The sequence below is a fragment of the Halostella salina genome (assembly GCF_003675855.1).
Classification (GTDB): Archaea; Halobacteriota; Halobacteria; order Halobacteriales; family Natronoarchaeaceae; genus Halostella; species Halostella salina.
In genome coordinates, this window is sequence record NZ_RCIH01000003.1 from 357,673 (window position 1) to 384,229 (window position 26,557).

The 26,557-nt window shown below is 67.5% G+C and carries 28 protein-coding genes and 1 tRNA gene; 18 read left to right on the plus strand and 11 right to left on the minus strand.

All coding sequences use genetic code 11. The annotated features are described in order from the left end of the window. Positions 1-181 precede the first annotated feature (181 nt). Positions 182-1,450, minus strand: a complete 1,269-nt coding sequence (locus D8896_RS07910) for a hypothetical protein (RefSeq protein WP_162991500.1) — start codon at positions 1,448-1,450, stop codon at positions 182-184. A 52-nt stretch (positions 1,451-1,502) separates the two neighbouring features. After that, entirely contained in the window at positions 1,503-2,492 is a 990-nt protein-coding gene (locus D8896_RS07915; RefSeq protein WP_121821551.1) for an aldo/keto reductase, read from the minus strand. Positions 2,493-2,652: 160 nt separating this feature from the next. On the opposite strand from D8896_RS07915, the gene D8896_RS07920 reads away from it, so the two are divergent. Further along, positions 2,653-2,958 (plus strand): hypothetical protein, encoded by a 306-nt coding sequence (locus D8896_RS07920; protein ID WP_121821552.1) that lies wholly within the window; start codon positions 2,653-2,655, stop codon positions 2,956-2,958. Here the strand turns inward: D8896_RS07920 and D8896_RS07925 are convergent. Both D8896_RS07925 and D8896_RS07930 read right to left on the minus strand, forming a co-directional pair. Further along, complete coding sequence (locus D8896_RS07925) at positions 2,955-5,642, minus strand: DUF7527 domain-containing protein (RefSeq protein WP_121821553.1); 2,688 nt, start codon at positions 5,640-5,642, stop codon at positions 2,955-2,957. The two genes, D8896_RS07920 and D8896_RS07925, sit on opposite strands and share 4 nt — an antisense overlap. A gap of 84 nt (positions 5,643-5,726) precedes the next feature. Then, positions 5,727-6,005: a UPF0058 family protein gene (locus D8896_RS07930; RefSeq protein WP_121821554.1), complete on the minus strand. Its 279-nt coding sequence runs from the start codon at positions 6,003-6,005 to the stop codon at positions 5,727-5,729. A gap of 135 nt (positions 6,006-6,140) precedes the next feature. On the opposite strand from D8896_RS07930, the gene D8896_RS07935 reads away from it, so the two are divergent. Beyond that, entirely contained in the window at positions 6,141-7,772 is a 1,632-nt protein-coding gene (locus tag D8896_RS07935; RefSeq protein ID WP_121821555.1) for a potassium channel family protein, read from the plus strand. Here the strand turns inward: D8896_RS07935 and D8896_RS07940 are convergent. Continuing rightward, positions 7,744-8,343 (minus strand): DUF998 domain-containing protein, encoded by a 600-nt coding sequence (locus D8896_RS07940; RefSeq protein WP_121821556.1) that lies wholly within the window; start codon positions 8,341-8,343, stop codon positions 7,744-7,746. The genes D8896_RS07935 and D8896_RS07940 overlap by 29 nt on opposite strands. Before the next feature lie 77 nt (positions 8,344-8,420). Between D8896_RS07940 and D8896_RS07945 the strand changes: the two genes are divergently transcribed. Continuing rightward, positions 8,421-8,768, plus strand: a complete 348-nt coding sequence (locus D8896_RS07945; RefSeq protein WP_121821557.1) for a VOC family protein — start codon at positions 8,421-8,423, stop codon at positions 8,766-8,768. 45 nt (positions 8,769-8,813) lie between these two features. Here D8896_RS07945 and D8896_RS07950 read toward each other — a convergent pair whose 3' ends face one another. Then, entirely contained in the window at positions 8,814-9,452 is a 639-nt protein-coding gene (locus D8896_RS07950; RefSeq protein ID WP_121821558.1) for a MaoC family dehydratase, read from the minus strand. Between the two features lie 214 nt (positions 9,453-9,666). Between D8896_RS07950 and D8896_RS07955 the strand changes: the two genes are divergently transcribed. The 7 genes from D8896_RS07955 to D8896_RS07985 all read left to right on the plus strand — a co-directional run bounded on the left by D8896_RS07955 (position 9,667) and on the right by D8896_RS07985 (position 15,119). After that, the gene (locus D8896_RS07955) at positions 9,667-9,990 is read left to right on the plus strand and encodes an AbrB/MazE/SpoVT family DNA-binding domain-containing protein (RefSeq protein ID WP_121821559.1); all 324 of its coding nucleotides are present in this window, start codon (positions 9,667-9,669) and stop codon (positions 9,988-9,990) included. Next, positions 9,983-10,456 (plus strand): hypothetical protein, encoded by a 474-nt coding sequence (locus D8896_RS07960; RefSeq protein WP_121821560.1) that lies wholly within the window; start codon positions 9,983-9,985, stop codon positions 10,454-10,456. The genes D8896_RS07955 and D8896_RS07960 overlap by 8 nt, the downstream gene beginning before the upstream one ends. 38 nt (positions 10,457-10,494) lie before the next feature. Beyond that, a complete protein-coding gene (locus D8896_RS07965; protein WP_121821561.1) occupies positions 10,495-11,046 on the plus strand; it encodes a poly(R)-hydroxyalkanoic acid synthase subunit PhaE in 552 nt (183 codons plus the stop codon). Beyond that, complete coding sequence (gene phaC, locus D8896_RS07970; protein ID WP_121821562.1) at positions 11,043-12,434, plus strand: class III poly(R)-hydroxyalkanoic acid synthase subunit PhaC; 1,392 nt, start codon at positions 11,043-11,045, stop codon at positions 12,432-12,434. The genes D8896_RS07965 and phaC overlap by 4 nt, the downstream gene beginning before the upstream one ends. A gap of 138 nt (positions 12,435-12,572) precedes the next feature. Then, entirely contained in the window at positions 12,573-13,316 is a 744-nt protein-coding gene (gene fabG / locus D8896_RS07975; RefSeq protein ID WP_121821563.1) for a 3-oxoacyl-[acyl-carrier-protein] reductase, read from the plus strand. Positions 13,317-13,608: 292 nt separating this feature from the next. Further along, positions 13,609-14,760 (plus strand): thiolase family protein, encoded by a 1,152-nt coding sequence (locus D8896_RS07980; RefSeq protein ID WP_121821564.1) that lies wholly within the window; start codon positions 13,609-13,611, stop codon positions 14,758-14,760. After that, positions 14,757-15,119 (plus strand): Zn-ribbon domain-containing OB-fold protein, encoded by a 363-nt coding sequence (locus D8896_RS07985; RefSeq protein ID WP_121821565.1) that lies wholly within the window; start codon positions 14,757-14,759, stop codon positions 15,117-15,119. Before D8896_RS07980 ends, D8896_RS07985 begins: the two co-directional genes overlap by 4 nt. A gap of 142 nt (positions 15,120-15,261) precedes the next feature. Here D8896_RS07985 and D8896_RS07990 read toward each other — a convergent pair whose 3' ends face one another. Next, complete coding sequence (locus tag D8896_RS07990) at positions 15,262-15,876, minus strand: DUF7547 family protein (RefSeq protein WP_121821566.1); 615 nt, start codon at positions 15,874-15,876, stop codon at positions 15,262-15,264. 88 nt (positions 15,877-15,964) lie between these two features. Here D8896_RS07990 and D8896_RS07995 point away from each other — a divergent pair, with 88 nt between their 5' ends. After that, positions 15,965-16,627 (plus strand): DUF7504 family protein, encoded by a 663-nt coding sequence (locus D8896_RS07995; RefSeq protein WP_121821567.1) that lies wholly within the window; start codon positions 15,965-15,967, stop codon positions 16,625-16,627. Between the two features lie 74 nt (positions 16,628-16,701). Here the strand turns inward: D8896_RS07995 and D8896_RS08000 are convergent, their stop codons facing one another. Next, positions 16,702-16,896 carry a cold-shock protein gene (locus D8896_RS08000; protein ID WP_121821568.1) on the minus strand — a complete coding sequence of 65 codons (195 nt, stop codon included), beginning with the start codon at positions 16,894-16,896 and terminating at the stop codon, positions 16,702-16,704. Positions 16,897-17,010: 114 nt separating this feature from the next. Here D8896_RS08000 and D8896_RS08005 point away from each other — a divergent pair, with 114 nt between their 5' ends. From D8896_RS08005 to D8896_RS08015, 3 genes are read left to right on the plus strand one after another with little or no spacing between them, the layout of a single operon-like run. Next, on the plus strand, positions 17,011-18,774 hold the full coding sequence (locus tag D8896_RS08005) for an ATP-binding protein (RefSeq protein ID WP_121821569.1): 1,764 nt from the start codon (positions 17,011-17,013) through the stop codon (positions 18,772-18,774). A 40-nt stretch (positions 18,775-18,814) separates the two neighbouring features. Further along, a complete protein-coding gene (locus D8896_RS08010) occupies positions 18,815-19,105 on the plus strand; it encodes a hypothetical protein (protein WP_121821570.1) in 291 nt (96 codons plus the stop codon). Between the two features lie 53 nt (positions 19,106-19,158). After that, positions 19,159-20,106, plus strand: coding sequence for an AEC family transporter (locus tag D8896_RS08015; protein WP_121821571.1), 948 nt, complete (start codon positions 19,159-19,161; stop codon positions 20,104-20,106). A gap of 26 nt (positions 20,107-20,132) precedes the next feature. Here the strand turns inward: D8896_RS08015 and D8896_RS08020 are convergent. Together D8896_RS08020 and D8896_RS08025 are read right to left on the minus strand one after the other, a co-directional pair. Then, positions 20,133-20,206: transfer RNA gene (locus D8896_RS08020), tRNA-Thr, on the minus strand. A gap of 12 nt (positions 20,207-20,218) precedes the next feature. After that, complete coding sequence (locus D8896_RS08025) at positions 20,219-20,707, minus strand: GNAT family N-acetyltransferase (protein ID WP_121821572.1); 489 nt, start codon at positions 20,705-20,707, stop codon at positions 20,219-20,221. Positions 20,708-21,067: 360 nt separating this feature from the next. Between D8896_RS08025 and D8896_RS08030 the strand changes: the two genes are divergently transcribed. From D8896_RS08030 to D8896_RS08045, 4 genes are read left to right on the plus strand one after another with little or no spacing between them, the layout of a single operon-like run. Further along, positions 21,068-22,012 carry a branched-chain amino acid ABC transporter permease gene (locus D8896_RS08030; RefSeq protein WP_375137056.1) on the plus strand — a complete coding sequence of 315 codons (945 nt, stop codon included), beginning with the start codon at positions 21,068-21,070 and terminating at the stop codon, positions 22,010-22,012. Next, a complete protein-coding gene (locus tag D8896_RS08035) occupies positions 22,009-23,403 on the plus strand; it encodes a branched-chain amino acid ABC transporter permease (RefSeq protein ID WP_121821574.1) in 1,395 nt (464 codons plus the stop codon). Before D8896_RS08030 ends, D8896_RS08035 begins: the two co-directional genes overlap by 4 nt. After that, entirely contained in the window at positions 23,400-24,233 is an 834-nt protein-coding gene (locus D8896_RS08040; protein ID WP_121821575.1) for an ABC transporter ATP-binding protein, read from the plus strand. The genes D8896_RS08035 and D8896_RS08040 overlap by 4 nt, the downstream gene beginning before the upstream one ends. After that, the gene (locus D8896_RS08045) at positions 24,230-24,934 is read left to right on the plus strand and encodes an ABC transporter ATP-binding protein (protein ID WP_121821576.1); all 705 of its coding nucleotides are present in this window, start codon (positions 24,230-24,232) and stop codon (positions 24,932-24,934) included. Before D8896_RS08040 ends, D8896_RS08045 begins: the two co-directional genes overlap by 4 nt. A gap of 145 nt (positions 24,935-25,079) precedes the next feature. Here the strand turns inward: D8896_RS08045 and D8896_RS08050 are convergent, their stop codons facing one another. Continuing rightward, the gene (locus tag D8896_RS08050; protein WP_121821577.1) at positions 25,080-26,396 is read right to left on the minus strand and encodes an ABC transporter substrate-binding protein; all 1,317 of its coding nucleotides are present in this window, start codon (positions 26,394-26,396) and stop codon (positions 25,080-25,082) included. Positions 26,397-26,557: the final 161 nt, after the last annotated feature.

Genomic DNA, 26,557 nt, shown 5'->3' on the forward strand with positions numbered 1-26,557 from the left:
CGCCGATAAACAGATTACGATACCGACCCCTCTTCGCGGCATTAGAATCCACGTTCGTGATCGCTTCGGACATCTGAACGGCGTGATGACGGCATCACCGTGCCCAATAGCGGGACAGCCCACGCCGCGACGCCGGCGACTGAATCAGCTTCTCTGCACCCAGCTGACTACCGGGTCGGTGTCAGTACCGACGGCGTCGACGCAACCAGAGCCAGCCAAGAACGCCCCCGATCCCCGCAGTCATCGTGAATCCGGGCGTCCCCTGACTCGACCGGCTTCCAGTCGATGTTTCATTCGTGTTCGGCTCCGCCGTCGGTGACGGCGTTCTTCGCTCCTTCGTCGTCACCGTCCTCTCCGCTGTCGTTCCGTCGACGACGGCAACCCACCCGTCGGATTCGACGTCGCCCCGGTCCAGCACTCCTCCGACGACGGCCCTACCGTCGCGTATCGGCTGGACGGTGGTGAGAGCCAGGTCCCGCTTCTCGTCAGCGAGGGTCAGTTGCCATTTTCGTTCTCCGTCCGCCGCGAGGTAGAACAGAAGTCCCTGGGTCCGTTCCGATTCCGGGTCCGCGGCATTCCCGGCGACGAAGAACCCATCATCTGTCGTCCGTTCGACTGCGACGGGACTGTACGAACCGGTTTGCATGTCGTACCGTTTCGACCACTCGATCCGTGCGTCGAACCCGGTCCGAACCAGCTTGAGGCCGCCCTCCGCGCGCCGTGCTGAGAGGAATCCGTCCCCGTCTGCGACGGTATTACCGGGATAGACGTCGGCCGATCCGACGATCTCAGGATCCGTCTCGCCATTCACTCGAACGATACTGAGCTGGTCGACCCCAGCTTGCCGCCTCAGGAAGACGAGCTCGCCGTCGTCGGTCGCTACCGGTCCGAACGCGCGTCGCAGTTCACGGGTCCACCTCTTCTCGCCCGTTTCCGTCAGCGCGGTCAGGGAGACGGTGGATCCGCTCGGACGGGGAGACTCCTGAGCGAGGACGACTCCGTCGTCGAGGTCGAACACGTCGACGGGGGAGCCGATGCCGATGTCCGTCATCTCCCACATCGCTTCGAACTCGTCGTCGACCTTTCCGATGGCGTTCCCGGAGGCGACCAGTATCTCGCCGTCGTCCGTCGCCGTGACCACCGTACCGCCGCCGAAATCGTCATCGAACGGGAATCCCCGGCGAACGCCGCTCCCGTCACCGTACGAAAGCAGGAACGGTTGCGTCTCCAACGCCCCAGCGTAGTCACTCAGCTGTGTTCCGCCGCAGAAGACGGGTCCATCGCCCGTGCTCGCGCTCCCCGAAACCACTTCCATTCCCCCGTAATCGATCCGGGATTCCCGGACGACCGACGGGGATGATTGTCCCACTCCCGCAGATCGGCCGCCTTGGACAGCCACACCGAGTGCGCTGCCTGCAGTCGACAGAAACGCCCGCCGATGGAGGACCATACTGGTCGTTCAGACGGGATCTCCAAACGCTTTCTGCCTCCGCGCTGCGACCTCACCACCGATGGTGGACGTGCTCTTTCACGTACTCCTCGTACACCTCGTCGACCGCCTCGCGCTGGGCCGCGGAGAGCGGCGGCAGGTCCGCGGCGGCGACGTTGTCGCGGATGTGCTCCGGCGTCGTGGAGCCGGGGATCACCGTCGAGACGGCGTCGTGGTCGAGGATCCAGCGGAGCGCGGTCTGTGCCATCGTCGCGTCGTCCGGCACCGCCGGCCGGAGTTCCTCGACGGCGTCCAGCCCGGTCTCGAACGGCACGCCCGCGAACGTCTCGCCCACGTCGAACGCCTCGCCGTCGCGGTTGTAGTTGCGGTGGTCGTTCTCGGGGAACTCCGCGTCGCGCGAGAGCTTCCCGGTCAGCAGGCCCGAGGCCAGCGGGACACGGACGATGACGCCGACGTCGCGTTCCGCCGCGCGGTCGAGAAACAGGTCGGCCGGGCGCTGTCGGAACGGGTTGAAGATGATCTGAACGGTCTCGACGCCCGGGTACTCGATGGCTTTCAGCCCTTCCTCGACGCGCTCGACGGAGACGCCGTAGTGGTCGATCCGGCCCTCGTCGGACAGCGTCGCCAGCGCGTCGAACGTCTCGGGCTGGTAGTAGGCGTCGGTCGGCGGGCAGTGCAGCTGCACGAGGTCGAGCGAGTCGACGCCGAGGTTGTCGCGGCTCCGGTTCACGAACCGCCGGAGGTTCCCCTCGTCGTACCGTTCGGCGTCGTGCGGGTCGAGCCGCCGCCCGGCCTTCGTCGCCACGTACACGCGCTCGTCCGGGTCGTACTCGTCCAGCACCTCGCGGATGATGCGCTCGCTCCGGCCGTCGCCGTACACGTCCGCGGTGTCGAGGAAGTTGATACCGGCGTCCAGCGCCGTCCGGACCGCCTTGCGGCCCTCGGCCTCGGACACGTCGCCCCAGTCGCTGCCGACCTCCCACGTTCCGAGGCCGACCTTCGTCACGTCCCATCCAGTCGATCCGAGTCTGCGTCGGTCCATGCGTACTGACAGCCGACCGACGCCCGTAAGGGTACGCTCCGGGGCAATCCGCGTCGCTCGACCCAAAGTGTTAACCCGTCTCACGAAGAAGGGTTCAACCTCACGCACCGAGCCGCCGTAACAACTTTTAAAAACCCCCAAAGACAAGTTAACAAGTGCCATGATAGACCGACTTGAGAAAGAGGTCGATATGCTCGAACGACACCTGCAGGTTCTGAAGATGGTCATCGAGAACGAGCCCATCGGCATCGTCAAGATGTCGAACGAGACGGGCTACCCGCACCACAAGGTCCGCTACTCCCTCCGCGTTCTCGAAGAGGAGAACCTCATCGAGCCCTCCAGTCAGGGTGCGATCAAGACCGAGCGCACCGACGAGTTCGTCGAGGACCTGGACGAGAAACTCGACGACATCGTCGGCAAGCTTGACGAGATGAAGATCGAGGAGAGCGCCGAGATCGAGAGCTAGAGTTCCGGGACGTTGATGTGGAAGTCCGTGCCGCGGGCCTCCACGAGACACAGATGATACCCGTCCTTCCTGGATAGCTTCACGAAGCTCTTCTTCGAGTCCCGACTCAGGAAGCTCCCGCTGGTCGCCTCCGCGGCCGTCTCCAGCGCGCCCGGCTCGAAGAACGAGGAGGTGACGACGAAGGCGGCGCTCAGACGGTCGTTCGTCTCCTTGACGCGGGACGCGCTGCTCTCCAGCGTCGCCATCCCGCTCTCGGTGACCGGCTGGCGCGAGTCGTTCAGGTCCGCGACGATCAGGGGGTTGCCCATCCGGTCGCGCAGCACCACGTCGAACTGCTTCTGTTCGCGCACCTCGTCGCCGTTCTCCTGGTACACGAGGCTGACGCTCCCCTTCAGCTCCGCGCGGTCGATCTCCGGGATGGCGTCGTACAGTCGCTCCAGCGAGCCGGCGTGGCCCGTGTCCCGGATCTCGTACAGCAGGCCGCCGACGATCCAGTCGACGAAGTTGAACTCCAGCGTGCCGGTGAGGAACTCGTCGAACGCTTTCCCCTCGACGGCGACGTTGCCGCTCTCGAACTGCGTGTGGTGTTCCAGCCGGAGGTTGGCGTTGACATCGTCGGCGTCGGCGTCCCCGGCGTGGGCGTCCTCGAGCGTCGCGTCGCCTTTCGACGCGTAGCGAACGAACAGGTTCGTCCCCTGCAGGGCCTCGGCCTCGCCGATCCGCCGGTCCGCGTTCGGCGCGCCGCCGGCGGCCCGCTGTGCCTCCGTCAGTTCGGTCTCCAGCCGCTCGACTTCGCCTTCGAGGCGCTGTATCTCGGCCTCCAGTTCGGTCACGCGCTCCGAGAGCGACTCGTTCTCGCTCCGTAGCTCGTCGCGCTCCTCACGCAGTTCGTCTCGCTCGGTTTTCAGGTCGGTGACGTGCTGTTGGAGCTGGTCGATCTTGTCCTCGCGTTCGAGGACCTCCTGTTCGAGCGCCTCGTCCTGGCGGGTGCGCTGCCCTGCGCTCGCGGCCCCGGCCTCGGTCTCGGATGCGCGCCGAGTACGGTCTTCGGTTGCGGCGGCGGACTGTCGGTCCGTACTCCCGGCGTCGCTGTTTCGTGTCGCGCTGTTTCGCGCCGCCGACTCCGTTCGCGACCGGTCGTTCGACCCGTCGTCGCCGGTACTCGTCCGATCAGGGTCCAGCGCGGGGATCGTGCGAGCCTCCTGCCACTCCCGTTCCTCGGTGACGGTCGGTTCCGGGTCCGAGTCGTCCGGCTCCGGCGACGACCCTGCGGACCCGAGGTCCGCGTCCCAGCTCTCGCGTCCCTCGTCCCCGCTTTCAGTCGCCGACTCCGCCGTCACGTCGGCGTCGCGGGCAGGTGTACTGTCAGGCTCCGGGTCGACGGCGGTCGCCTCGCCCTGTTCGGCCCGGTCTACGTTCGGCGTCGTCCCGGTGCCCGAGGACGTAGCCGCCTCGGAAGACTGGTCGGTGTCGGTATCCGGGTCGACCGCACTGCCGGGGTCGGTCGGCTGCGACGGGTCGATGCTCTCGGCTGTCCGTTCCGTCCCGGCGGCCGTCTCCGAGGGGCCGGAGCCACGGTCCGGGCGTTCCGCCCGGTCGATCGACGGCGAAGCGTCGCGGGTTCCCTCCACCCGTCCGTCGGTGGGCGTCGGGGCGGTGTCAGCCTGTGTCCCCCGCCCCTCTGCGGCCGTCGGATCCTCGGTCGACGTCGTCTCAGTCGCCTCCCCGTTCCGTCCGCGATCGCGGCGGTCGCGGTCCGGGTCGCTCGCCCGCTCCGGCTCGTCCGGGTCGGTCCCCTCCGTGGCCCGTCCGCCGTCCCGGTCGGGCGACTGCCCGGCCGTGGGGTCTACGTCCGGGGTCGTCGAACGCTGTCCGGACGTGGCGTCCGCAGACGCCGTGTCGGCTGCCTCCGCCTCAGTCTGCTGTGTCTCGGACGGGTCCGCCGCGTCGGGGGCGTGGTCCGCGGGATCCGGTGTCTGCTCCGTGCCGGAATCGGTCGCGTCCACGCCGGCGGCCGGGCGCTGGTTCCCGGCGGTCGCCGTCGGGTCGATCCCGTCTGCCGACCCCGCATCCGTCTCGGTGCCGCCGTTTGCCAGCCCCGCTCCGGCCGCGGCTCCAGCGCCGTCGTCGGACTCGTCCGCCGCCGGTTCGGGGACGTCGGTGACCTCGATGTCCACGTCGCGGACCTCGTAGATGCCGACCTCGTCGCTGGCGCGCTCGAACGCCTCGTCGCCGGTGATCAGTTCCTCGCGGTTGCCGACGAACGCACAGCTCATCGACTTGCCGCCGTAGTAGGCGACGTAGTAGTCGCCGCTGAGAACGTTCTCGCTCAGTTCGATGTAGCCGGTGAAAGAGCCGGACGAGAGCGTTCCGTCGGCCTCGTCGACCGGCGTGTCCTCGGTGTAGTACTTCGCTCGCTGGTCACCGCCCTTCTCCAGCATCGTAAAGAGGAGCGGGAGCGACGGGTCCGGGGCGACGTGTGCGGTCGCGTCGGCTGTCTCGAAGTCCTCGATGGACCCCTCGAACACCCCCACGATCCGCCCGTTCAGCATGAACAGCGTCGCGCCCCGCGCCCGGACCGCACCGGAAAACCCCTCGTCCGCGAGGTCGCGCAACCCGTCGTACCCGTCCGCGACCGACCGGGTACGCCAGTCGCCGACCCGTTCCTCCGTGCGCGTATTCATACGTACGCAAAGCCACAAGCGCCCCAAATACTTTCCGCCCCCGGCGTGCCCGTACGTTGACGTGTTCCGGAGCCTGACCCGCGCTCAGATGCGCTGCTCGGCGTCGTCGGCCAGCTCCTCCATCCGCTTGCCGATCCGGCCGGCGCTGGAGAACTCGTCCTCGCTCATCGCCGTGGCGAGCGCGTTACCGAGCACGAAGACGGCGTGTTTGTGCTCGCTCTTCGACTTGTGGACGTGCGAGGGGTCGACGTCGAGCTGGTAGTAGGGGTCGAACAGCTCCGGGTCGACCTCCTCGCGCTCGGCGACGTTCTCCATGATCGTCACCATCTGTTCGTGCAGTTCGAGCAGCTCGTCTTTGTGCATGCCCGGCCATAGGGAGGGTCCGAATTTCAACCTTTTGACCGCCTGCACCCCGCGGTGCAGGGTGAGTTCGGGACGAGACGGACGGGAACCCGCCGACGGAACGCTTTTGTGTCAGTCATCGCAACCCGATTGCGAATGAGCAAGTGGCGCCGGCGGACCGGACTGTATCTCGTCTCGCTGGCCACCGTCATCGTCGTCTACGCGCTGGCGTACCACGCCGGGATGGCACTTCTGGAGAACCGGCCGCAGCCGTTCCTCCACTCGCTGCAGGTCGTAGTTGAGACGTTCACGACGACCGGCTACGGCTCCGACGCCCCGTGGTCGTCGCCCGCGATGAACGTCTTCGTCATCCTGATGGACCTGACCGGCGTCCTCCTCATCTTCATGGCCCTGCCCGTGTTCGTGTTCCCGCTGTTCGAGGAGGCCCTGCAGACGCGCGCGCCGCGCTCGGTCGACGGGCTGTCGGACCACGTCGTCGTCTGTGAGTACACCGCCCACGGCGAGGCGCTCGTCGACGAACTGGAGACCCGGGACGAGGAGTACGTCGTCGTCGAATCGGACCCGTCGACGGCCGCCGACCTCCACGAGAACGGGCTGTCGGTGATCGCCGGCGAGCCCGAGTCGACGGCGACGCTGGAGCGGGCGGCCGTCGACGAGGCGACCGCCGTCGTCGCGGACGCCGGCGACGAGCGCAACGCGAGCATCGTCCTCTCGGCCCGGGAGGTCGACCCGGACGTGCAGGTCGTCAGCCTCGTGGAGGACAGCGACAACGCCGACTACCACCGCTACGCGGGCGCGGACGACGTTCTCTCCCCGGAGCGGATCCTCGGCGAGAGCCTCGCGGACAAGATCACTGCGGCGGTCGACTCGCCGGTCGGTGAGGCGGTGGCGGAGGACTTCGAAATCGCCGAACTCACCGTGCGCGACGACTGCGAACTCGCCGGGACACGCCTCGTCGACAGCGGGATCCGCGAGCGAACGGGCGCGAACGTCGTCGGCGTCTGGGACGGCGGCGAGTTCCGAAGCCCGCCGCCGCCGACGTTTCGGCTGACCGCGGGTACTGTCCTCGTTGCCGCGGGGCGGGACTCGGACCTGCAGTCGCTCCGCGGCCTCACGCTGTCGACGAAGCGCCGGCCCTCGCGGGCCGACGTCGTCGTCCTCGGCGCGGGCGAGGTCGGGTCGCAGGTGGTCGACGCGCTGGCGGCCGCCGACGTGGGGGCGACGGTCGTCGACCGGAAGGCGGGACCGACCGTCGACGTGGTCGGCGACGCGACGGAGGAGCGGACGCTCCGGGAGGCCGGGGTCACCGACGCGACCACCGTGGTCCTGACGCTCGGAACGGACACGGCGACGACGTTTGCCACGCTCGTCGTCTCGGAACTGGCCCCGGACGTGGAGGTCGTCTGTCGCGCCGACGACGCCGAGAGCGTGCCGAAACTCCGCCGCGCGGGGGCCGACTACGTGCTTGCACTGACCACGGTGAGCGGCCGGATGCTCGCCTCGACGGTGCTCGACGAGGACGTGCTCTCCCTCGACACCCAGATCGAAGTGGTCCGGACGCCGGTGCCCGCGCTCGCCGGGCAGTCGCTCGGCGGCGCGAACGTCCGGAAGCGGACCGGCTGTACCGTCGTCGCCGTCGAACGCGACGGCGAGGTGACGACCGACCTCGACCCGTCGTACCGCTTCCGGGCCGACGACGAGGTGGTCGTCACGGGCACCGACACGGACGTGAACCGCTTTACCGCGCTGGCGACACGGAACGACTGAGACTGCCCGACAGCAGGCGCGCAGTCCCGAGGAGCCAGCCGGCGAACATCGCCGCCCCTGCGGCCTCCGCGGCGGCGAAGTAGGCCGGCGCGAGCGTCAGCCCCCAGCCGACCCACATCGCGACGTGCCCGACGCCGAGTCCGACCGTGGCGAGTCCTCGCCGTCGCTCCCCGGCACGGAGGTCGCCGGCACCCCACACCAGCATCGTCACCGTCGCGAACAGGTAGTGGCCGATCGCCACTGCGCCGTGTCCGGCCCGCGGGAGATGGAGGACGCCCACCAGCCCCATACAGACGACCGCGACGACGAAGGCGGCGACGCCCGCGCGGTGGACCGCGTTCCGGGCCGCGCCGGCGAGCGCGTAGGCGAACGGGACGCCGACGACGCCGGCGACGACCAGTCCGCCGTTGAACAGCCAGTACGTCGGTTCGCCGGGCCGGCCCATGTCCGAGAGTGCGGCCCCGGCCCAGGTGAACGACGGCGAGACCAGCGTCGCAAGCATGAACGACCCGACCGCGACTATCGGCGCGACGAGACCGGTCGCGGCCGCGACCCGTCGGAGATCCGTCATACGATCGCCAACCGGGGCGGGGACCAAAGCCGTTGTCCCGGGCAAGCGTTTTGTGCCGGCCGGGCGACGTTCGCTTCATGGCCGGTATCGTCTTCTTCGGCACCGAGCGGCTCGACCGCGTCGTCCAGTTCTACCTCGACGAGGTGGACGCGAGCGTCTGGATCGAGCAGGACGGCTGTACGATCCTCCGACACGGCGACTTTCGCTTCGGCTTCTGCGAGCGCGAGTCCGCCGACACCTGCGGGACGGTCACGTTCTACTACGACGACCGCGACGCCGTCGACGCGATGTACGACCGCCTCGCCCACCTGGCGCGCGACCCGCCCCGCGAGAACGAACAGTACGACATCTATCAGTTCTTCGCGGACGACCCCGAGGGGCGGACCGTCGAGTTCCAGACGTTCCTCCATCCCGTGTCTGACTGACGGTGACCTGTGTCACGCACCTTCCCCCACGGGATCCCCCGTTGGTCACTCCTCTGGGAGGTCGTCGATGAGCACGACCGCTTCGCCCTCGACGGCGGCCCGGTCGGCGTCCTCGTCGGTCACCGTGGTCGACAGGCGATACTGGTTCTCGCCCAGGTCCTCGATGACCTCCACCGTCGCGGTGACGCGGTCGCCGATGGACACCGGTGCTGTGAACTCCAGGTCCTGCGAGAGGTAGATCGTCAGCCCCGGCAGGCGCGCGAGCGCCGCGCTGATCAGCCCCGAGACGAGCGTCCCGTGGGCGATCCGACCGCCGAACCGCGTCGTCTCGGCGAACTCGTCGTCCAGATGGAGCCGGTTCGTGTCGCCGCTCGCGCGGGCGAAATCGTGGACGTCCTCGTCGTCCAGGTCCTTGGAGAAGCGTACCGTATCGCCGACCGTGATCGCCTCGGAGTGCTCGACGGTGCGCTCGAACGTCCAGTCGGCCTCCTCGTAGTCCAGCGAGGGGATCGACGGCTCCCCTCGGTCCTGTTCGTCGGTGTCTCCCGTCTCCTCGCCGTCGAACGCCGAGATGGCCGCCGTGTTGGCGGCGGCCGCGCTCTTGATGAACGACCCGGTCATCCGCGCCCACGCGCTCGTCATCGCCGACATCGGCGTCGCCGCCTCCTGGGAGTGCTTGCTCATGAACAGTCGGGCTTGGCGGTAGACTGTTAAGACTTCTTTGGCTGTTCGCGGCCGTAACGGAACCCTGACCGCACGGAGTCGCCAGAAGGTGTTGCTTTCTAGATGTTCCATCGTCGCCACAGCAGCTACGCGCCCGACCCAACCTCTGACATTGAATGGTATGAGATGGTATTCAGCGGAAGCTTTATCCGTTTCGGGGTGGTATGAACTGGTGATGACGGAGGACGACGACCGCGGCGGGATGCCGTGGACGCCAGCCGATTTCGCACGCCAGGTTCAGCAGGCCAGCGAGGACGCCGTCGAGTCCCAGCAGGAACTGTTCGAGCAGTTCCTCTCGGCCAACGCCGGCGGGATGGACGGGATGTCCAGCCTCGGCCCGATGAGCATGGGTACCGCGACGTTCAAGACCCGCGTGCAGAGCGGCGGCCGGATCAGCATCCCCGACGCGGAGCGCGAGGCCCTCGACATCCAGGAGGGCGACATCGTGCAGACCGTCGTCGTCCCCGTGAAACGCAACAGAAGTGATTCCGATGACTGACACTACCAACCCCATGACGACCGTCTTCGAGTTCCAGCGCACCGCCGTCGAACAGACCCAGCAGGCGACCCACGACGCCCTCGAGGCCCAGAAGGCCGCCGTCGACACGCTCGCCGAGAGCGTCGAGGCGATGCAGTCCCTGCAGGAGCAGTCCACCGAGATGACCCAGGAGGCCGCCCACGCCTACCTCGACGCCGTCGAGAGCGCCCTCCCCGAGGACGCCGCCGACTTCGACGAGCTCCGCGCGGCCGTCGACGACGGCTTCGACAACGTCGACGAGCTGCAGGCCGACACCTGGGCCGCCCTCGACGAGGCCGTCGACGAGAACGTCGCCGCCTTCGACGAGTACGCCGACAACTACGCCGACGCCGTCGACAGTTCGTTCGACACCTTCCTCGACGCCCACGAGCAGGTCGCCGAGAGCGTCGAGGGTGCGGCCGACGAGTTCGACGTCGCCGCGAACTGAAGCCACCTTTTTCAGGTCCCGTCTCCATTCTTTCCACAATGACAGACTCATACACACCCAACGCGACCGCAGAGGGCTGGAACCAGTTCGTCGACCAGATGAACCAGCAGTTCATGGACGCCTTCGAGCAGAACGTCGAGGCCCAGGCCGAGTTCGTCGAATCCTGGACCGAGACGTTCGAATCGAGCGTCGACGACGACGAGATGACCGAGGGCGTGAAAGGCTACGCCCGCGCCTACGAGGCGTGGATGGACGCGGCCCAGCGGATGGTCGACCGCGCCAACGACGCCGCCCAGGGCGAGGACGTGGAGGTCGAGGAGTTCCGCGATATCTGGCTCAACACCGCCAACGAGGCGTTCAAGGAGGCGATGAGCACGACTGCCTTCGCCGCCGCCACCGGCGAGTCCGTGGGCGAGGCGCTCGACCTCCGCCAGCAGGCCGACGAGGCCGCCGAGTCGACGCTCCACGACCTGGGCTTTGCCACCGAGGGTGACGTCGTCGAGATCGGCGAGCGACTGGTCGAGCTCGAACGGCGACAGCACGCCGTCGAGGAGAAGCTCGACCGGATCTTAGAGGAACTCGACGAATGAGCATGAACCCGTTCGCCGACGCCATCGACCTCCAGCGCCGCACCTGGGAGAACGCCGCCGAGGTCGTCGAGAAGACCGGCGCAGCGCCCGACGCCGGCGAAACCATCGCGGACGTCGACGTCGGTCAGACGCCCAAGGAGGTCGTCTACGAGGAGAACAAGCTCCAGCTCTACCACTACGAGTCACGGACCGAGGAGCAACACGACGTGCCGATCCTCATCGTGTACGCGCTGATCAACCGGCCGTACATCCTCGACCTCCAGCCCGACCGCTCGGTCGTCCAGACGCTGCTGGACAACGGGTTCGACGTGTACCTCATCGACTGGGGCGAGCCCTCGAAGCTGGACGCGTCGCTCACGCTCGACGACTACGTCAGCCGCTACATCGACAACTGCGTCGACGTGGTGCGCGAGCGCTCCGGGCAGGACAGCATCAACGTGCTCGGCTACTGCATGGGCGGGACGATGAGCGTGATGTACTCCGCGCTCCACCCCGAGAAGGTCCGGAACCTCGGCCTGATGGCCGCCGGGCTCTGCTTCGCGGGCGACGGCGGCGTCCTCGAACTGTGGGGCGGCGAGGAGTACTACGACCCCGAGAAGGTCACCGAGACGTTCGACAACGTCCCGGCGGAGTTCCTGGACGTCGGCTTCGCGCTGATGGACCCCGTCGCCAACGGCGTCACGAAGTACGTCCGCCTCTACGAGAACATCGAGGACGAGGACTTCGTCGAGAACTTCGCCCGCATGGAGGAGTGGCTCGGCGACGGCATCGACGTGGCCGGCGACACGTACGTCCAGTTCCTCCGGGATATCTACCAGGGGAACAAGCTGTACAACAACGAACTCGAACTCGACGGGAAACCGATCGACCTTGACGAACTGGAGATGCCGATCCTCCAGATCGTCGCGGAGTACGACCACCTCATCCCGCCGGAGGCCTCCAAGCCGTTCAACGACGTGGTGCCGAGCGACGACGTGACCACGATGGAGTTCCCGACCGGTCACATCGGGATGTCCGTCTCCTCCAGCTCCCACGCGGAGCTGTGGCCGGACGTCTGCGAGTGGTTCGAGGACCGATCCGACGTCGACGACGCGACGGGCGAAAGCGCCACCGACCCCGAATCGCCTGATTCCGCACTGGCGGAGGACGCGGACCCCGACGAAACGGACGCTCCGGCCGCCGCCGAGGACGGTCCCGACACGACCGTCGAGCGCGACCTGGAGGACATCGACGGGATCGGTCCCTCGTACGCCGACCGACTCCGTGACGCCGGCGTTGAGAATGTCGCCGACCTGGCCGACGCGTCCGCCGCGGACCTCGCGGACGACGCCGACGTGCCGGTGAGCCGGCTCGAAAGCTGGATCGAGCAGGCGCAGTCGAGCAACTGACGCGGCGTCTCGCCTTTTTCCGTCCAGCCTTTCGCCCGAAGCCGGGGGAATCCTTATGCCGCGACTGGTAGAAGGGCCAACTAGATTCGAGAACGGCCAGCGGGCGGACCGGCCCCGTCGGCCGTTCCGGGACCCACCATGAACATGGACGACCGCACCTGTCTGATCACGGGATCGGGGCGAGGAATCGGCCGCGGCATCGCGGAACACCTGGGCAGCGAGGGTGCAAACGTCGTCGTCAACTACCGCAGTTCGGAGGCGTCGGCCCACGAGGCCGTCGAGGCGATCGAGGATGCCGGCGGGAATGCGATCGCCGCGCAGGCGGACGTGACCGACCGCGATGAGGTCGACGCGATGCGCGACCAGGTGCACGACGCGTTCGGTCCCATCGACGTCCTCGTCAACAACGCCGGGATCACGAAGGACACCCGGTTCACGAAGATGAGCCGCGAGGAGTGGGACCAGGTGATGAACGTCAACCTCGGCGGGACGTTCAACTGCACGCAGGCCTTTTACGACGACATCTGGAACGCCGACGAGGGCCGGCTGATCAACATCTCCAGCATCGTCGGCAAGCAGGGCAACTTCGGGCAGGCCAACTACGCCACCGCCAAGTCCGGCCTGTTCGGCTTCACCCGCACGATGGCGCTGGAACTGGCAAGCGGCGGCTCCACGGCGAACTGCGTCGCGCCGGGCTTTACCCGAACCGACATGCTCGAAACCGTCCCCGACGACGTGCAGGAGAAGATCCTCGCGGAGATCCCGCTGGGCCGCTTCGCCGAGATCGAGGACATCGCCTGTACCGTCCGGTTCCTCGCCAGCGAGCACTCCTCGTACATCACCGGCGAGGTGCTGGACATCAACGGCGGGATGGATCTGTAACCGCGACCTTTTGCGCTGCGGTCGCGCGCCGTCGGCGCGCTCCCTCGGCAAAAGCTCGGCCAAAATCACTCCTCCTTCACTTCGCTTCGCTCCGTTCAGTCGTCGGACCGCTCGCTCGTTCACGCCGCTCACTCGCTCGCGGGTGCTATCGTGGCGGCGGCCTGCCCTTCCCCGGGTCGCGCGGGTGCTTCCGCACCACGCGCTCCCGGCCGACCATTCGTGGTTGTTTTCCCCGCCGCCAACGCTCGCCCTAGCACCAGCCTATAAACCGGTCCGCCCTGTCAGGCCGTGTATGGAACGCGTAGCGATCATCGGCGCGTCGATGACCCAGTTCGGGGAGCGGGAGGGCTGGGTCAACGAACTGCTCGCGGAGGCGGGCAAGGCGTGCCTCGACGACGCGGGGGTTTCGGGCGACGACCTGGACCACCTGTACGTGTCGAACATGGCGAGCGGCGAGTTCGAGGGGCAGACCGGCGTCCCGAACGCGCTCGCCCACGACCTCGGGGCGATGCCGGCCTACACCCAGCGGGTCGACCAGACGAGTTCGAGCGGCGGCGCGGGGACCTTCGCCGCGTGGCAGTCCGTCGCGAGCGGGGCCAGCGACCTCACGATGCTCGTCGGCGGCGAGAAGATGACCCACCGCACGACGGCGGAGGCGACCGACGTGATCGCGTCGCTGACCCACCCCGTCGAGTACAAGCACGGCGTCACGCTCCCGAGCTTCGCAGGGCTGACCGCGCGGCACTACCTGGAGAAGTACGACGCGCCCCGCGAGAGCCTCGGCAAGGTCGCGGTCAAGAACCACAGGAACGGCCTCGACAATCCGCACGCGCAGTTCCGGAAGGAGGTCGACCTCGACACCGTCCTCGACTCGCCCATCGTCGCGGACCCGCTTCGGCTGTACGACTTCTGTCCCATCACGGACGGGAGCGCGGCGCTCCTGCTCTGCCCCGAGTCCGAGGCCGAGCAGTACACGGACGACTACTCGATCATCACCGGCGTCGCGGGCGCGACGGACACCCACGTCGTCCACGAGCGCGACGACCCGACCACGATGGGCGGCGTCGTCGAGAGCGGCGAGCAGGCCTACGAGATGGCCGGGATCGGTCCGGAGGACGTGGACGTGGCGGAACTGCACGACATGTTCACCATCCTCGAGTTCCTCCAGATGGAGGGGCTCGGCTTCGCCGACCCGGGCGAGGCCTGGCAAGCGGTCGAAGAGGGCCGCACCGAGCGCGACGGCGAACTGCCGATCAACACCTCGGGCGGCCTGAAGTCGAAGGGCCACCCGCTCGGCGCGAGCGGCGTGGCGCAGGTGTACGAGATCCACAAGCAGATCACCGGCGACGCCGGCCCCCGGCAGGTCGAAGCCGGGACCGGCCTCGCCTGCAACGTCGGCGGCTTCGGCAACTGCGTGATCACCACCATTCTGGAGGAACCATGAGCTTCGACGCACACCGCTGTCCGAACGGCCACGTCACCTACCCGGGCCACACCGTCTGCCCGGACTGCGGCGAGGAACAGACCGAGACGATCGACCTCTCCGACGAGACCGGCGAGGTCGTCACGTGGACGAAAAGCACCGCGACGCCGCCCGGCGTCCGTCAGCCCAACACGCTCGCAATCGTCGAGTTCGACGTTGACGGCGCGTCCGTCCGCGCGCTCGGGCAGGCGACGACCGACGAAATCGAGACCGGCGACACGGTCGAACCGGTGTACGTCGAGGAGCTCCGCGACCCCGACGCCGGTATCCGGGAGCGGGAGAGTCAGGCGTGGGATGGGTTCCGGTTCGAGCCGGTCTAAGCGACGGTTTATCGTCGCGGCACGGATCGAAGCGGAATGGTTCGAGCCGACGCAGTGAGCGCGTCGGCGCGAATCGTGGGGTCGAAGCGGAAAGGTTCGAGCCGGTCTAAGCGGCGGTTTCGCACGCCCTGGTTCGAGCTACCTACTGCGAGCCGTCTTCGCCGTCGTCATCGGCACCGTCGTTTTCGCCGTCCTCGTCGCGGTACTGGTCGCGGAGCGAGTCGAGTTCGGCGTCCACGTCGACGTTCACGTCCTCCCCCGCTTCCGGTTCGTCGTCGAACTCGTCCAGCGTCCGCTCCTCGGCGGTCGCGTCGCGGAGCCGACGGTCGATCTCCCGGCGGAGGTCGCGGGCGTCCTCCAGCACCGGGGCGGCCGGCGAGTCGTCCGGGAGCCCGCCCGACTCGACGGCGCGCTGGAACTCCTCAAGGGCGGTGTCGACGCGCTGCAGGGTGGACCGGCTCAGGTCCGCCGCGCGGTCGCGGGCCTCGCCGCCGCGTTCGCGCGCCTCCCGGCCGGTTCGGGTTAGTTGAATCGCACGCTGGAGCGCTTCGAGGGCGCGCACGTTCGCCTCCAGGATCGCGACGAGCGCTGGGATCGCGGCCTCGTCGGCGAACCGCAGGAGTTCGTCGGGACGGGGCGGTCTGGGGAGGCCGAGCGGGCCGCGCGGCGGCTCCACGTCCCCCTGCAGCTCCCGGAGGGAGTCCGCGAGGTCCGCCGCCGCCCGGGCCAGGTCGTCGTCCGGCATCGTGTCGCTCATACGGACGGCTTCGGGCGGACGGGCCAAAACGGTCACGCCCCGGCCAGACGCAATGCTTATTGTATCCTCCGTGCATCTTCCCGGAAGAATGCGTCCGGAGCACGGCGGTGGCCCGTCCGAGGGGACCGAGTTCTCGCAGGCGCTCGCCGACCTGAAGCGGGACGGCTGTAACGTGCTGGTCGTCGGCGGGGCGTCGGAGAGCGCCGACCGGGGCGTCTGCCGCCGCCTGCTGGGGGACGCCGGGGAGGACACCCGAACCCGGCTGTTCGTGTTCACGGAGAACGTCGACGCCCGCGAACGCGTTCCGGAGGGGTTCGGCGACGGTGACAGGGTGCTCCTCCAGCACGACGCCGAGACGGCGGCCGAGCCGCCGGAGTGGGCGTCGGCGGTCGACGCCCGCATGCTCTCGGCGCTCTGCCGGGAGTTCGTCGCGGTCGTCGACGAGTACGAGGCGGAACGCGAGGGGCTCGACCCCGGCGAGCTACGGGTCTGTGTCGACTCGCTCGTGCCCCTCCTGAACGACCACGCCTCGGAGAACGTGTTCCGCCTGCTCCACATGGTCACCGCACGCGTCAGGGAGGCCGACGGGATGGGCCACTTTCACCTGCCCGTCGGCCGGGAGGCCGACGCCGTCAACCTGCTCGAACCCCTGTTCGACGCGGTCGTCGAGGTCAGAGCCGCGGACGGCACGCCGGAGCACCGGTGGCAGCTGCGCGAGTCCGGCGTGTCGAGCGACTGGATCGGACTCTAGCGTGGGAGCGAGACAGCCGCCGCTACCCGTGTAGAAATACTGTGTTCTATCGCCGATGCCCTGCGGTTGCCGGCCTACAGGCGCTCCAGGTTCTTCGCCCGGGGGCCCTTGTCGGCCTGCTCTATCTCGAACTCGACCTCCTGACCTTCCTCCAGGTCCGGACCGCCGACGTCTTCCATGTGGAAGAACACGTCCTCGTCCGCGTCCTCGGTGTCGATGAAGCCGTAACCGCCAGTGTCGTTGAAGAAATCGACCGTACCTTGCGCCATTGCAGTTCCCAGTGAGACGACCAGAGCATATAATAGTTTCCTGCCGGGCGGAGGTGTCCACGTTCCCGGAGTCCGTGGGTTCATTACGATGCGGGGAGACCATCCGACGAGCGAATGACCGAGACCCAACACGTCACCGTCGGCGAACTCCGGGCGGAGGACGGCGAGGCGGCCGACGGACCGGTCTCCCTGCCGGTGGTGCAACTGCTGACCGGCCGCGGGTTCGTCACCGGGAAGTCGGGCAGCGGGAAGTCAAACACCGCGAGCGTCGTCGGCGAGGAGCTACTGGAGGCGGGCTACCCGCTCCTGATCGTCGACACGGACGGCGAGTACTACGGGCTGAAGGAGGAGTACGAACTGCTCCACGCCGGGGCCGACGAGGAGTGCGACATCCAGGTCGCGGCCGAGCACGCCGAGAAGGTCGCCACCATCGCGCTGGACGAGAACGTCCCCGTCATCCTCGACGTGTCGGGCTATCTCGACGAGGACGAGGCGGACGAACTGATCCGCGAGACGGCGCGGCACCTGTTCACCAAGGAGAAGAAGCTGAAGAAGCCGTTCCTGCTCGTCGTCGAGGAGGTTCACGAGTACATCCCGGAGGGTGGCGGCCTCGGCGAGACCGGGAAGATGCTGATCAAGATCGGCAAGCGCGGCCGCAAGCACGGCCTCGGCATCCTCGGCATCAGCCAGCGCCCGGCCGACGTGAAGAAGGACTTCATCACGCAGGCTAACTGGCTCGTCTGGCACCGACTCACCTGGGAGAACGACACGAAAGTCGTCGGCCGCATCGTCGACCGCGAGTACGGTGAGATGGTGTCGGATCTGGACGACGGCGAGGCGTTCCTCCAGACCGACTGGACGGAGGCCGACGTGCGTCGGGTCCAGTTCCGGCGCAAACGGACGTTCGACGCCGGCGCGACGCCGGGGCTGGACGACTTCGAGCGCCCGGAACTGAAGTCGGTGAGCGACACGCTCGTCGAGGACTTACAGGACATCACCGAACGGCAGGAGCAACAGCAGGACCGCGTCGCCGAACTGGAGTCGAAGCTCGAACGCCGGGACGAACGCATCGCGGAACTGGAGAGCGAACTGGAGTCGGCCCGCGACGTGTCCGCCGCCGCCCGGAAGATGGCCAACGCCCTCCGCCACGGCGACGTGGAGCCGGCCGAGACCGAGCAGACCCAGCTCCCGACGGGCGAGGCGGCCGAACGGGAACGCGAACGGATTCAGGAACTGGAGAGCGAACTCGCTGAGGCACGCGACCGCATCGAGGAACTTGAGGCGGAGACCGAGCGGCTCCAGCGCGAGAACGAACGGCTCGCAGCCCGCGCCGGCAATGCCGAGGTGGACGCGCTGGAGGAGCGCGTCGAGGAGCTGGAGACGGCGCTGGCACAGAAGGAGGTCAAACTGGAACACTACCGTGATCTGGCGGCCAACCAGTGGGGGGATGGTGCGGACGACCACGGCCAGCCTGACGACCAGCAGTCCGGTGACACGGCTGCCGGGCCGATCGGTGGAAGCCAGCGGGCCAACGGCGGTCACGACGCGACGGCCGACACCCCGACCGACTCGTCGGCGGCCGACACCGCGGACGACGACATGGCGCTGCTCCGGTCGGAGCCGGTCAGCCGACGGATCGCGCTGGCGCGCCGGGAGTCGCTGTGCAACGAGGACTACGCCTGGGACGTGCTGACGGTGCTCGCGAGCGACGGGCCGCTCCGGCCGCGGGCGGTCGAGCCGAAGGTCGACGCCTCGCTGGAGTCGGTCCGGAGCCTGCTCACGGAGCTCCGGTCGGACTCCATCGTGACCCGGGACGCCGACGGGGCGTACGACTTCGACCGGCCGCGGCTGCGGCGACTGCGACGCGACGCCGACTGACCGGCGAAACGCTTTGGTTCGGTCGGTCGTACGTAGGTGTATGCCCGCTGCCCCGTCCCCGGACGCGGTGCGGGAGCGCGCGGAAGTCACGCACGTCGAGCCGCCGGTGTACGGACTGGACGAGGCGCTCTGGTCGGCGGAGGACCCCGAAACCGACTGCGTCGGCTACGGCCGCGTCGAGGCGGAAGCGGTCGGGAACCTGGTCGCCGTCGTCGTCGAACACGGCGACGACTCCCCGGTCGGCCACGTCAAACTCCCGGGCGAGGTCGTCGAACGGACCTGGGAGCGCGACGCAGACGGGGTCCTCTCGCGGATCGGCGACCTGTTCTGACGACCGCTGTGCCATTCGAAACCTTTGTTGCCCGGAGGTTCGGCCGATGAGACATGTCGCTGCTGTCGGCGCTGACCTCCTCTATCCTCCCGGTGCTGTCCGTCGCCGGCGTCGGCTACGTTCTCGGGCTGTACCGGGACATCGACGTCGACGCGCTGGCGGCCGTCGCACTCTACGTCCTCACGCCCGCGCTGGTGTTTCACAGCCTCGCTACGACGCCCATCGCGGGGGACACCGCCGTCGCGCTGTTCGTCGCCGTCGGCGCGTTCACCGTCCTGATGGCGGCGGTGGCGGCGGGGTTCGGGTGGGCGACCGGCGAGCCGACGGCGACCCGCGGTTCGCTGGTGTTGACCAGTAGCTTCCCGAACGCGGGCAACTACGGCATCCCGCTGTCGGCGTTCGCCTTCGGTGCCATCGGGCGGAGCACTGCGGTGCTGTTCATCGCCGCCCAGTCCGTTCTGATGTACACGCTCGGGGTGTACGTCGCGTCCAGAGACGGAACCGGGTCGCCCCGCGAGGCCGTGCGCACGGTGTTCAAACTCCCCCTCATCTACGCCGTCGTGGCGGCGGTCGCGGCGCGGGCTGTCGGCGTCGTTCCCGAGGCGGGGACGGCTGCGATGGAGACGCTCAAGCTGACCGGGGACTCGGCCATCCCGGTGATGCTGCTGTTGCTCGGTATCCAGCTCGCCAACACGTCCTCGGGGACGCCGACGAGGCGCGTCTCCCCGGCCGTCGCGCTCAAACTGTTCGTCGCGCCGGTCGTCGCCGTCGCGGTCGCCCTCGTGGTCGGTCTCGACGGCCCGGTCGGCCGGGTGTTCGTGCTGGAGTGTGCGATGCCCGCCGCGGTGACGCCGCTGATGCTCACCGTCGAGTTCGGCGGCGATGCCGACGGGCTGTCGGCCGCCGACTACGTCAGCACGGCCATCCTCGTCACGACGCTTGCGAGCACGGTGACGCTGACCGTCCTGATCTGGCTGTTGCAGACCGGGGCGGTGCTGTGACCGCCCCCGTTTACGAAAACGCCGGAAGCCAGGGCAGGGATTTGAACCCTGGGAGTCTCGATTACAAGTCGAGTGCTTGAACCGCCCAAGCTCCCCTGGCGCTACGTCGTCGTTATCGGTCGTCCTTTGAGTGAGTATCGCTTTCGTCCGCCAGCGGCTTCGTCATGGTGACGCGATGGCTGTCGTACCCCTCGCGGCGGTAGAACCGGCGTGCCGCCTCGTTCCCCGCGAGGACCTCGAGGCTGACGGCGTCCGCGCCGTCCTCGGCTAACGCTCGCTCCGCGGCCGCGAGCAGTTCGGAGCCCACCCCCTCCCCGCGGCGGTCCGGCCGGACGAACAGGTTGGTGACGGTCCCGGTCGTGACGTCCGTCTCGTAGGACCCCGTGTCGGGTTCGAACGTGACGAATCCGACGACTCCGCCGTCGTCGCGGCCGACGAGAGCGTTCCCGGTGACGACGCTTCTGGCGAGTGTTTCGCGGATCGGGCCGCGGTTCGAGTCGGCGAGGAGCCGGGAGCCGTGGTCCCGCTGTTCCGCCGCCAGCCGGACCCACTGGTCGACCAGCGTGGCGAGATCCTCCGTGGTCGGGGCTTCGACGTTCATGGTGGACAACAGTCCGTACGACCGGATATTCCAGTACGGTCTCTCGTTTGCTCGGTCAAAGGTGTTTGTACTCGGTCGGCGTGCCACCGAAAGAGGGTGATCGTGTGCAAGAATTCGCCCACCGGCGTCAGTACGCTCAAGGAAAAGTTATTATGAGTTGGGTGCGGGAACGTGTTGTGTGGAGTGTTGCCAATGGGTGTATCTGAAACGTATTCACGCGGTCGGCGGGTTGTCGTAGAGCAACCGTTCGCCATCGTGGTCGGCCTCGTGGCCGTCTGGATGGCGTGGTTTCTCATCGAGGGCCTGCTCACCGGGCGAATCCAGTTCAGCGACGTAGGCGGCTACGTCTGGGACGGCCTGATGCGCGGTCTGGTCGTTGGACTCGCCGGTGTCGGACTCTCGATGACGTACAGTATTCTCAACTTCGCGAACTTCTCACACGGGGACTACCTCACGAGCGGCGCGTTCTCCGGGTGGGCGGTGACGTACCTCATCGCGGGGTACGGGAACGCCAACATCGGGTCGTTGCTGCTCGTCGGTGCCGGCGGGTCGGTGTTCGGCGGTGCCCTCAGCGTCGGCATCGTCACGTCCCCCCTCGCCGTGATAGTCGGGGCGCTCGTCGCCGGGGCGTCGACGATCGTGCTCTCGCTGGTGATCGACCGGTTCGTGTACAAACCGATCCGCGACGAGAGCGGGATCGCTCTGCTCATCACGAGCGTCGGCGTCGCCTTCGCGCTCCGATACCTGATGCAGTTCGTCTTCGGCCCGGGCGTCCGGGGCACAACTGACGCCGGGAGTCAGCCGGAGTGGAGCCTCCTGTTCATCGACGGCACGGTGTTCGTCCACGCACACGACATCACGCTGCTGGTCGTGGCCGTGTCGCTGATGCTCGGCGTCCACTTCCTGCTCCAGCGGACCAAACTGGGCAAGGCGATGCGCGCGATGTCGGACAACGAGGACCTCGCCCGCGTCACCGGGATCCCGACCGAGCGGGTCATCCGTTCGACGTGGATCATCGGCGGCGGGCTGACGGGGATCGCCGGCTACATGTTCGTCCTCTGGAAGGGGACGCTCGGCTTCAACGACGGCTGGTTGCTCCTCCTGCTCGTGTTCGCCGCGGTCATCCTCGGCGGCATCGGGTCGATATACGGGGCGATCGCCGGTGGCATCATCATCGGGCTGACCGCCTCCACCTCCGTGATCTGGATCCCCTCGGCGTTCGGCCGGGCGGCGGCGTTCCTCGTGATGATAACCATCCTGCTGTTCAAGCCACAGGGCATCTTTAGTGGGAGGTCGACAGCATGAGCGAGACCGAAAGCACGGGCGGTGGCGACAGCGGCAACCCGCTCGTCGACTTCCTCAACCGGGACCCCGGACTGGTCCTGGCGGTGCTGGGTGGCATCTACCTGGTGTACATCCTCTCGGGCGTGATCTTCGGGTTCACGCTCCGTGGACAGCTCAACACGGTCGCCAACCTCACGTTCTTCATCGGCGTGTTCGGGATGCTGGCCCTCGCGTTGAACCTCCACTGGGGATACACGGGGCTGTTCAACATCGGCATCGTCGGGTTCATGGCGATCGGCGTTTACGTGACCGCGATAGTTTCCAAGCCGCCGGCGGGACAGGGCGGCGCGGCGCAGATCGGCGGCCTCGGCCTGCCGCTCGGCGTCGGCGTGTTCGCCGGCGTCCTCGTCGCCGCGCTGTTCGGACTGCTGGTTGGCCTGCCCGCGCTCCGGTTGCGGGCCGACTACCTGGCGATCGTGACGATCGCCTTCTCCGAGATCATCCGGTTCACGCTGATGTCGCGGACGTTCCAGACGTACCAGCTGCCCGATACGATCGACCTGTGGCTGTTTACCATCGACCCGGCCGCGGACACGATCGGGCTTGGCGGCGGCGGGGGGCTCATCCTCAACTACACGCAGCCGCTGGAGGCGATCCTCCAGACCCTGTTCCTCTGGGGTCCGTATCTCGGCTTCGTCGACTTCGTCCAACAGAACTTCATCTCGAACAACCCCAAGCCGGTCATCGACGGGCTCACGTACGGCCTGATCCTGTTGCTGACCTGTGGGCTGTTCTACTGGCTGCTCACCCGGACCGGCTCGTCGCCGTTCGGCCGCGTCCTCAAGGCGATCCGCGAGGACGAGGACGTCGCCAACGCCCTGGGGAAGAACACGAACCGCTTCAAGCTGAAGTCGTTCGTGTTCGGCTGTGCGCTGATGGGGCTGGGCGGCATCCTCTGGTACGCCGGCCGCGGGAGCATCACGCCCCCGTCGTTCCGGCCGAACATCACGTTCTACATCTGGATCGCGCTGATCATCGGCGGGGCCGGCTCCAACACCGGGAGCTTCCTCGGCGGAGCTGTCTTCGCGGCGGCGCTGTACGAGGGTCCGCGGCTCGTCAAGAACCTCGTCGAGGCGGCGGTCGGATCCCTCGAAGGCCCGGGTGGCTTCGGACCGGCGATGGCCGCCATGGGTTCGTTCGACCCGTGGCCGATGCTGGCGTACACGCTCAACAGCATCAGCCAGCTTCGACTGGTAATCATGGGGGTCGTCCTCATCTGGTTGATGCACAACCGGCCCGAGGGGATGCTCGGTCACCGCAAGGAGACCGCGTCGAGCATCGACCTCTCTCGGCCCGAAAGTAGCAGCACGGAGTCGGACGCGACGGCGGCGGACGGAGGCGAGCAACAATGAGCGGCACCACCAACACGACCGACGGATCGAGCCTCTCACAGGGCGATGTCGACACAGACGATGAGACCCCGCTCGAAGTCGAGGGGCTGCGCAAGACGTTCGGCGGCATCACCGCCGTCGACGACGTCACCTTCGGCGTCGAGAAAGGGTCGATCACCGGGCTCATCGGCCCCAACGGTGCCGGGAAGTCGACGACGTTCAACCTGATCACCGGGATGCACGACGCCGACGGCGGCACGGTCCGGTTCAACGGCGAGGACATCACGGGGCTCCCTCCTCACGAGATCGCGAACCGGGGGCTCGCTCGCACCTTCCAGATCGCCCGGGAACTGGAGGAGATGACGGTGCTGGAGAACATGATGCTCGCGCCCAAGGGCCAGATCGGCGAGGCGCTGTGGCGCTCGATCGCGCCCGGCGCGCGCGACAACGTCAAGCGTCAGGAGGCCGAGCATCTCGAACGGGTGTGGGAGGTGCTCGACTTCTTCGAGATCGACCACCTCGCCGACGAGTACGCGGAGAACCTCTCGGGCGGCCAGCGGAAGCTGCTGGAGATGGCCCGCGCGCTGCTGACCGATCCGGACGTGCTCCTGCTGGACGAGCCGTTCGCCGGCGTCAACCCCTCTCTGGAGAAGCGCCTGCTCAAGCACATCCACGAACTCCGGGAGGATGGCTACACCTTCCTCATCGTCGAGCACGACATGGATCTCATCATGGAGAACTGTGAGCGTGTCATCGTCATGCATCAGGGCCGGGTGCTCAAGGACGGTACCCCGGCGGAGGTCAAGGAGAGCGAGGACGTCATCGAGGCGTACCTCGGGGGTGAAGTATGAGCCTGCTCGAAGTCCGCGACCTGGACGCCGGGTACGGCGACCTCCAGATCCTCACGGACGTCGACCTCGACGTCGGCGACGAGGAGTACGTCACCATCGTCGGCCCGAACGGGGCCGGCAAGTCGACCGTGATGAAGTCCGTGTTCGGGCTGACGACCCACATGGGCGGGACGATAACCTTCGCCCGGGAGGACATCACCGGTATCGAACCGGAGGACGTCATCCACAAGGGGATGGGCTACGTCCCGCAGAGCGACAACGTGTTCGCCGAGCTGTCGGTCCGGGAGAACCTGGAGATGGGCGCGTACATCCTCGATGAGGTGCCCGAGGACGCGCTGGCGGAGGTGTACGAGCGGTTCCCCATCCTGGAGGAGCGCGAGGACCAGAAGGCCGGCACGATGAGCGGCGGCCAGCAGCAGATGCTGGCGATGGGCCGGGCGCTGATGCTCGACCCCGACCTGCTCCTGCTGGACGAACCAAGCGCCGGGCTTGCCCCGGATCTGGTCGACGAGATGTTCGACAAGATCGACGAGATCAACGACAACGGGACGGCTGTCCTGATGGTCGAGCAGAACGCCAAGGAGGCGCTGAGCCGCTGTGACCGCGGCTACGTGCTCGCCAACGGCCAGAACAGGTACGTCGACGAGGGCGAGAAGCTGCTGAACGACGAGGAAGTCAGAAAGCAGTTCCTCGGCGGCTGACCGCTCGGGATTCGTTCTTTTGCCGCTGTTTTGCCGTCACTACGCCAGTCGCGTTTACCGACAGCGGCGTCGCGGCTGGTGACGCAGTCGCTCGCCGTACAGTGTGTAAAAAATCGCGGTGGTTCGTGGGGTCGCGGCCGACCGACTATCCGCTCGACAGCGCCGAGTCGATGACGTTGGAGTACGACGACGCGCCGATGTTGAAGCTGATCTGGTCGTACACCTCGCCGTCGAACGACTGCTCGAACACGTTGGTGAAGCGGTTCGAGAGCTGCTGGCCGTAGTCGTTGTTGACGTACAGCGTCGCGGCCGTCTCGGCACCGAGCCGTTCGGAGGCGACCTGTGCCATCACGCGGCCCTGCAGCTGGTCGCTCGGCGCGGTGCGGAAGATGTAGTCGTCGTCGTCGAGGTTCGTCACCGACAGCGCGGTGCTGGACGGGGAACAGCCGACGATCTCGTTCGGGATGAACGCCTCCTGACAGACGGGGACGTTCACGCCGGACGACGCTGTGCCGTTGACCGCGGGGACGCCGCCGCTGATGAGCGACTCCGCGCCGCTGACCCCCTGGTCGGGGGAGGTCTGGGTGTCCTCGAACTGGACGTTCACCTCGAGGTCCAGGTCGGAGTTGTTCACCTGCATGGGCGGGATCTCGGAGGCGTTGATCATCGGCCCACCGGTCGACGCCAGGTCACCCGTCTCGGGGAGCAGGATGCCGAGTTCGATGGTGCGGCCCAGTCCGCCCGGCGAGCTATCAGCCGACGGGCCGGAACCTCCGGGGTTCTCCCCGGAGAAGTTCTGGGTCTCCTGCACGTCGACGGTGTCGGCGTCCTGGCCGGCGAACTCCCAGATCTGGTACGCCGCGGAGGCGGGGTCGCCGTTCTGGTCGAAGTTCACGGCGCTGGACGCGCCCTGGTAGTTGATGTTCTCGCCGTTGGCGGCGGCCTCGACCGCTGAGACGAACTCGCTGGGCCCGTACTCGGTACCCTCGGGGTTGGCCATCCGGCGCATCTGGTCGCGGACAGCCGTCCCGTCGTTCTCGCCGGCCGCAGCGTTGGCGAGGATGAGGATCGCGCTGGAGTCGTACGACTGGGACGTGAACACGCCCGGCGACGACCCGTACTCGTCCTCATAGAGGCTCGCGAACGCCTCCTGGTTCGGACCGCCCGCCGCCGGTGCCGTCCCGGTGACGTTGTTCATATCGTTCCCCACCTGTCCCGGCAGCGCCGGGTCCTGCAGGCCGTCGGGAATGAGGATGTCCTCGGAGCCGTCGGAGGCGCTGTAGTAGTCGCGGAACAGCTGGATACCGCTCTCGGGGTAGCCGATGACGGTCAGCAGGTCGGGACCGCTCCCGCCGTCACCGCCGCCGCCGTTCTCCTCGCTACCGATGCAGCCGGCGACGCCGAGCATCCCAGCGGCACCGGCACCCTTCAACACGTCACGCCTTCTCACACGGTATGACATGTGTACCCATATAGGGGCATCTGTTATAAGTATATCCCTCCGATGTTCACCGATCCGGGGGATAAATGATCATAGCCTCCGTGATCCGAAAATATATGAAAATACCGAATAATCGGGTTCTGGACCGCAGCGCCGTCAGATCCGAGGGATCGATCCTTCCG

Bases quoted from the DNA above. Each gene is read 5' to 3' on its own strand.
- D8896_RS08005 (WP_121821569.1), top strand. From the start codon at position 17,011: ATGACCGAGACCCAACACGTCACCGTCGGCGAACTCCGGGCGGAGGAC.
- D8896_RS08040 (WP_121821575.1), top strand. From the start codon at position 23,400: ATGAGCGGCACCACCAACACGACCGACGGATCGAGCCTCTCACAGGGC.
- D8896_RS07910 (WP_162991500.1), bottom strand. From the start codon at position 1,450: ATGGTCCTCCATCGGCGGGCGTTTCTGTCGACTGCAGGCAGCGCACTC.
- D8896_RS08050 (WP_121821577.1), bottom strand. From the start codon at position 26,396: ATGTCATACCGTGTGAGAAGGCGTGACGTGTTGAAGGGTGCCGGTGCC.
- D8896_RS07965 (WP_121821561.1), top strand. From the start codon at position 10,495: ATGACAGACTCATACACACCCAACGCGACCGCAGAGGGCTGGAACCAG.
- D8896_RS07985 (WP_121821565.1), top strand. From the start codon at position 14,757: ATGAGCTTCGACGCACACCGCTGTCCGAACGGCCACGTCACCTACCCG.
- D8896_RS07955 (WP_121821559.1), top strand. From the start codon at position 9,667: ATGACGGAGGACGACGACCGCGGCGGGATGCCGTGGACGCCAGCCGAT.
- D8896_RS07920 (WP_121821552.1), top strand. From the start codon at position 2,653: ATGATAGACCGACTTGAGAAAGAGGTCGATATGCTCGAACGACACCTG.
- D8896_RS07980 (WP_121821564.1), top strand. From the start codon at position 13,609: ATGGAACGCGTAGCGATCATCGGCGCGTCGATGACCCAGTTCGGGGAG.
- D8896_RS07940 (WP_121821556.1), bottom strand. From the start codon at position 8,343: ATGACGGATCTCCGACGGGTCGCGGCCGCGACCGGTCTCGTCGCGCCG.
- D8896_RS08010 (WP_121821570.1), top strand. From the start codon at position 18,815: ATGCCCGCTGCCCCGTCCCCGGACGCGGTGCGGGAGCGCGCGGAAGTC.
- phaC (WP_121821562.1), top strand. From the start codon at position 11,043: ATGAGCATGAACCCGTTCGCCGACGCCATCGACCTCCAGCGCCGCACC.
- D8896_RS08045 (WP_121821576.1), top strand. From the start codon at position 24,230: ATGAGCCTGCTCGAAGTCCGCGACCTGGACGCCGGGTACGGCGACCTC.
- D8896_RS07925 (WP_121821553.1), bottom strand. From the start codon at position 5,642: ATGAATACGCGCACGGAGGAACGGGTCGGCGACTGGCGTACCCGGTCG.
- fabG (WP_121821563.1), top strand. From the start codon at position 12,573: ATGAACATGGACGACCGCACCTGTCTGATCACGGGATCGGGGCGAGGA.
- D8896_RS07945 (WP_121821557.1), top strand. From the start codon at position 8,421: ATGGCCGGTATCGTCTTCTTCGGCACCGAGCGGCTCGACCGCGTCGTC.
- D8896_RS08035 (WP_121821574.1), top strand. From the start codon at position 22,009: ATGAGCGAGACCGAAAGCACGGGCGGTGGCGACAGCGGCAACCCGCTC.
- D8896_RS07960 (WP_121821560.1), top strand. From the start codon at position 9,983: ATGACTGACACTACCAACCCCATGACGACCGTCTTCGAGTTCCAGCGC.
- D8896_RS07990 (WP_121821566.1), bottom strand. From the start codon at position 15,876: ATGAGCGACACGATGCCGGACGACGACCTGGCCCGGGCGGCGGCGGAC.
- D8896_RS08000 (WP_121821568.1), bottom strand. From the start codon at position 16,896: ATGGCGCAAGGTACGGTCGATTTCTTCAACGACACTGGCGGTTACGGC.
- D8896_RS08025 (WP_121821572.1), bottom strand. From the start codon at position 20,707: ATGAACGTCGAAGCCCCGACCACGGAGGATCTCGCCACGCTGGTCGAC.
- D8896_RS08015 (WP_121821571.1), top strand. From the start codon at position 19,159: ATGTCGCTGCTGTCGGCGCTGACCTCCTCTATCCTCCCGGTGCTGTCC.
- D8896_RS07935 (WP_121821555.1), top strand. From the start codon at position 6,141: ATGAGCAAGTGGCGCCGGCGGACCGGACTGTATCTCGTCTCGCTGGCC.
- D8896_RS07950 (WP_121821558.1), bottom strand. From the start codon at position 9,452: ATGAGCAAGCACTCCCAGGAGGCGGCGACGCCGATGTCGGCGATGACG.
- D8896_RS07915 (WP_121821551.1), bottom strand. From the start codon at position 2,492: ATGGACCGACGCAGACTCGGATCGACTGGATGGGACGTGACGAAGGTC.
- D8896_RS08030 (WP_375137056.1), top strand. From the start codon at position 21,068: ATGCGCGGTCTGGTCGTTGGACTCGCCGGTGTCGGACTCTCGATGACG.
- D8896_RS07930 (WP_121821554.1), bottom strand. From the start codon at position 6,005: ATGCACAAAGACGAGCTGCTCGAACTGCACGAACAGATGGTGACGATC.
- D8896_RS07995 (WP_121821567.1), top strand. From the start codon at position 15,965: ATGCGTCCGGAGCACGGCGGTGGCCCGTCCGAGGGGACCGAGTTCTCG.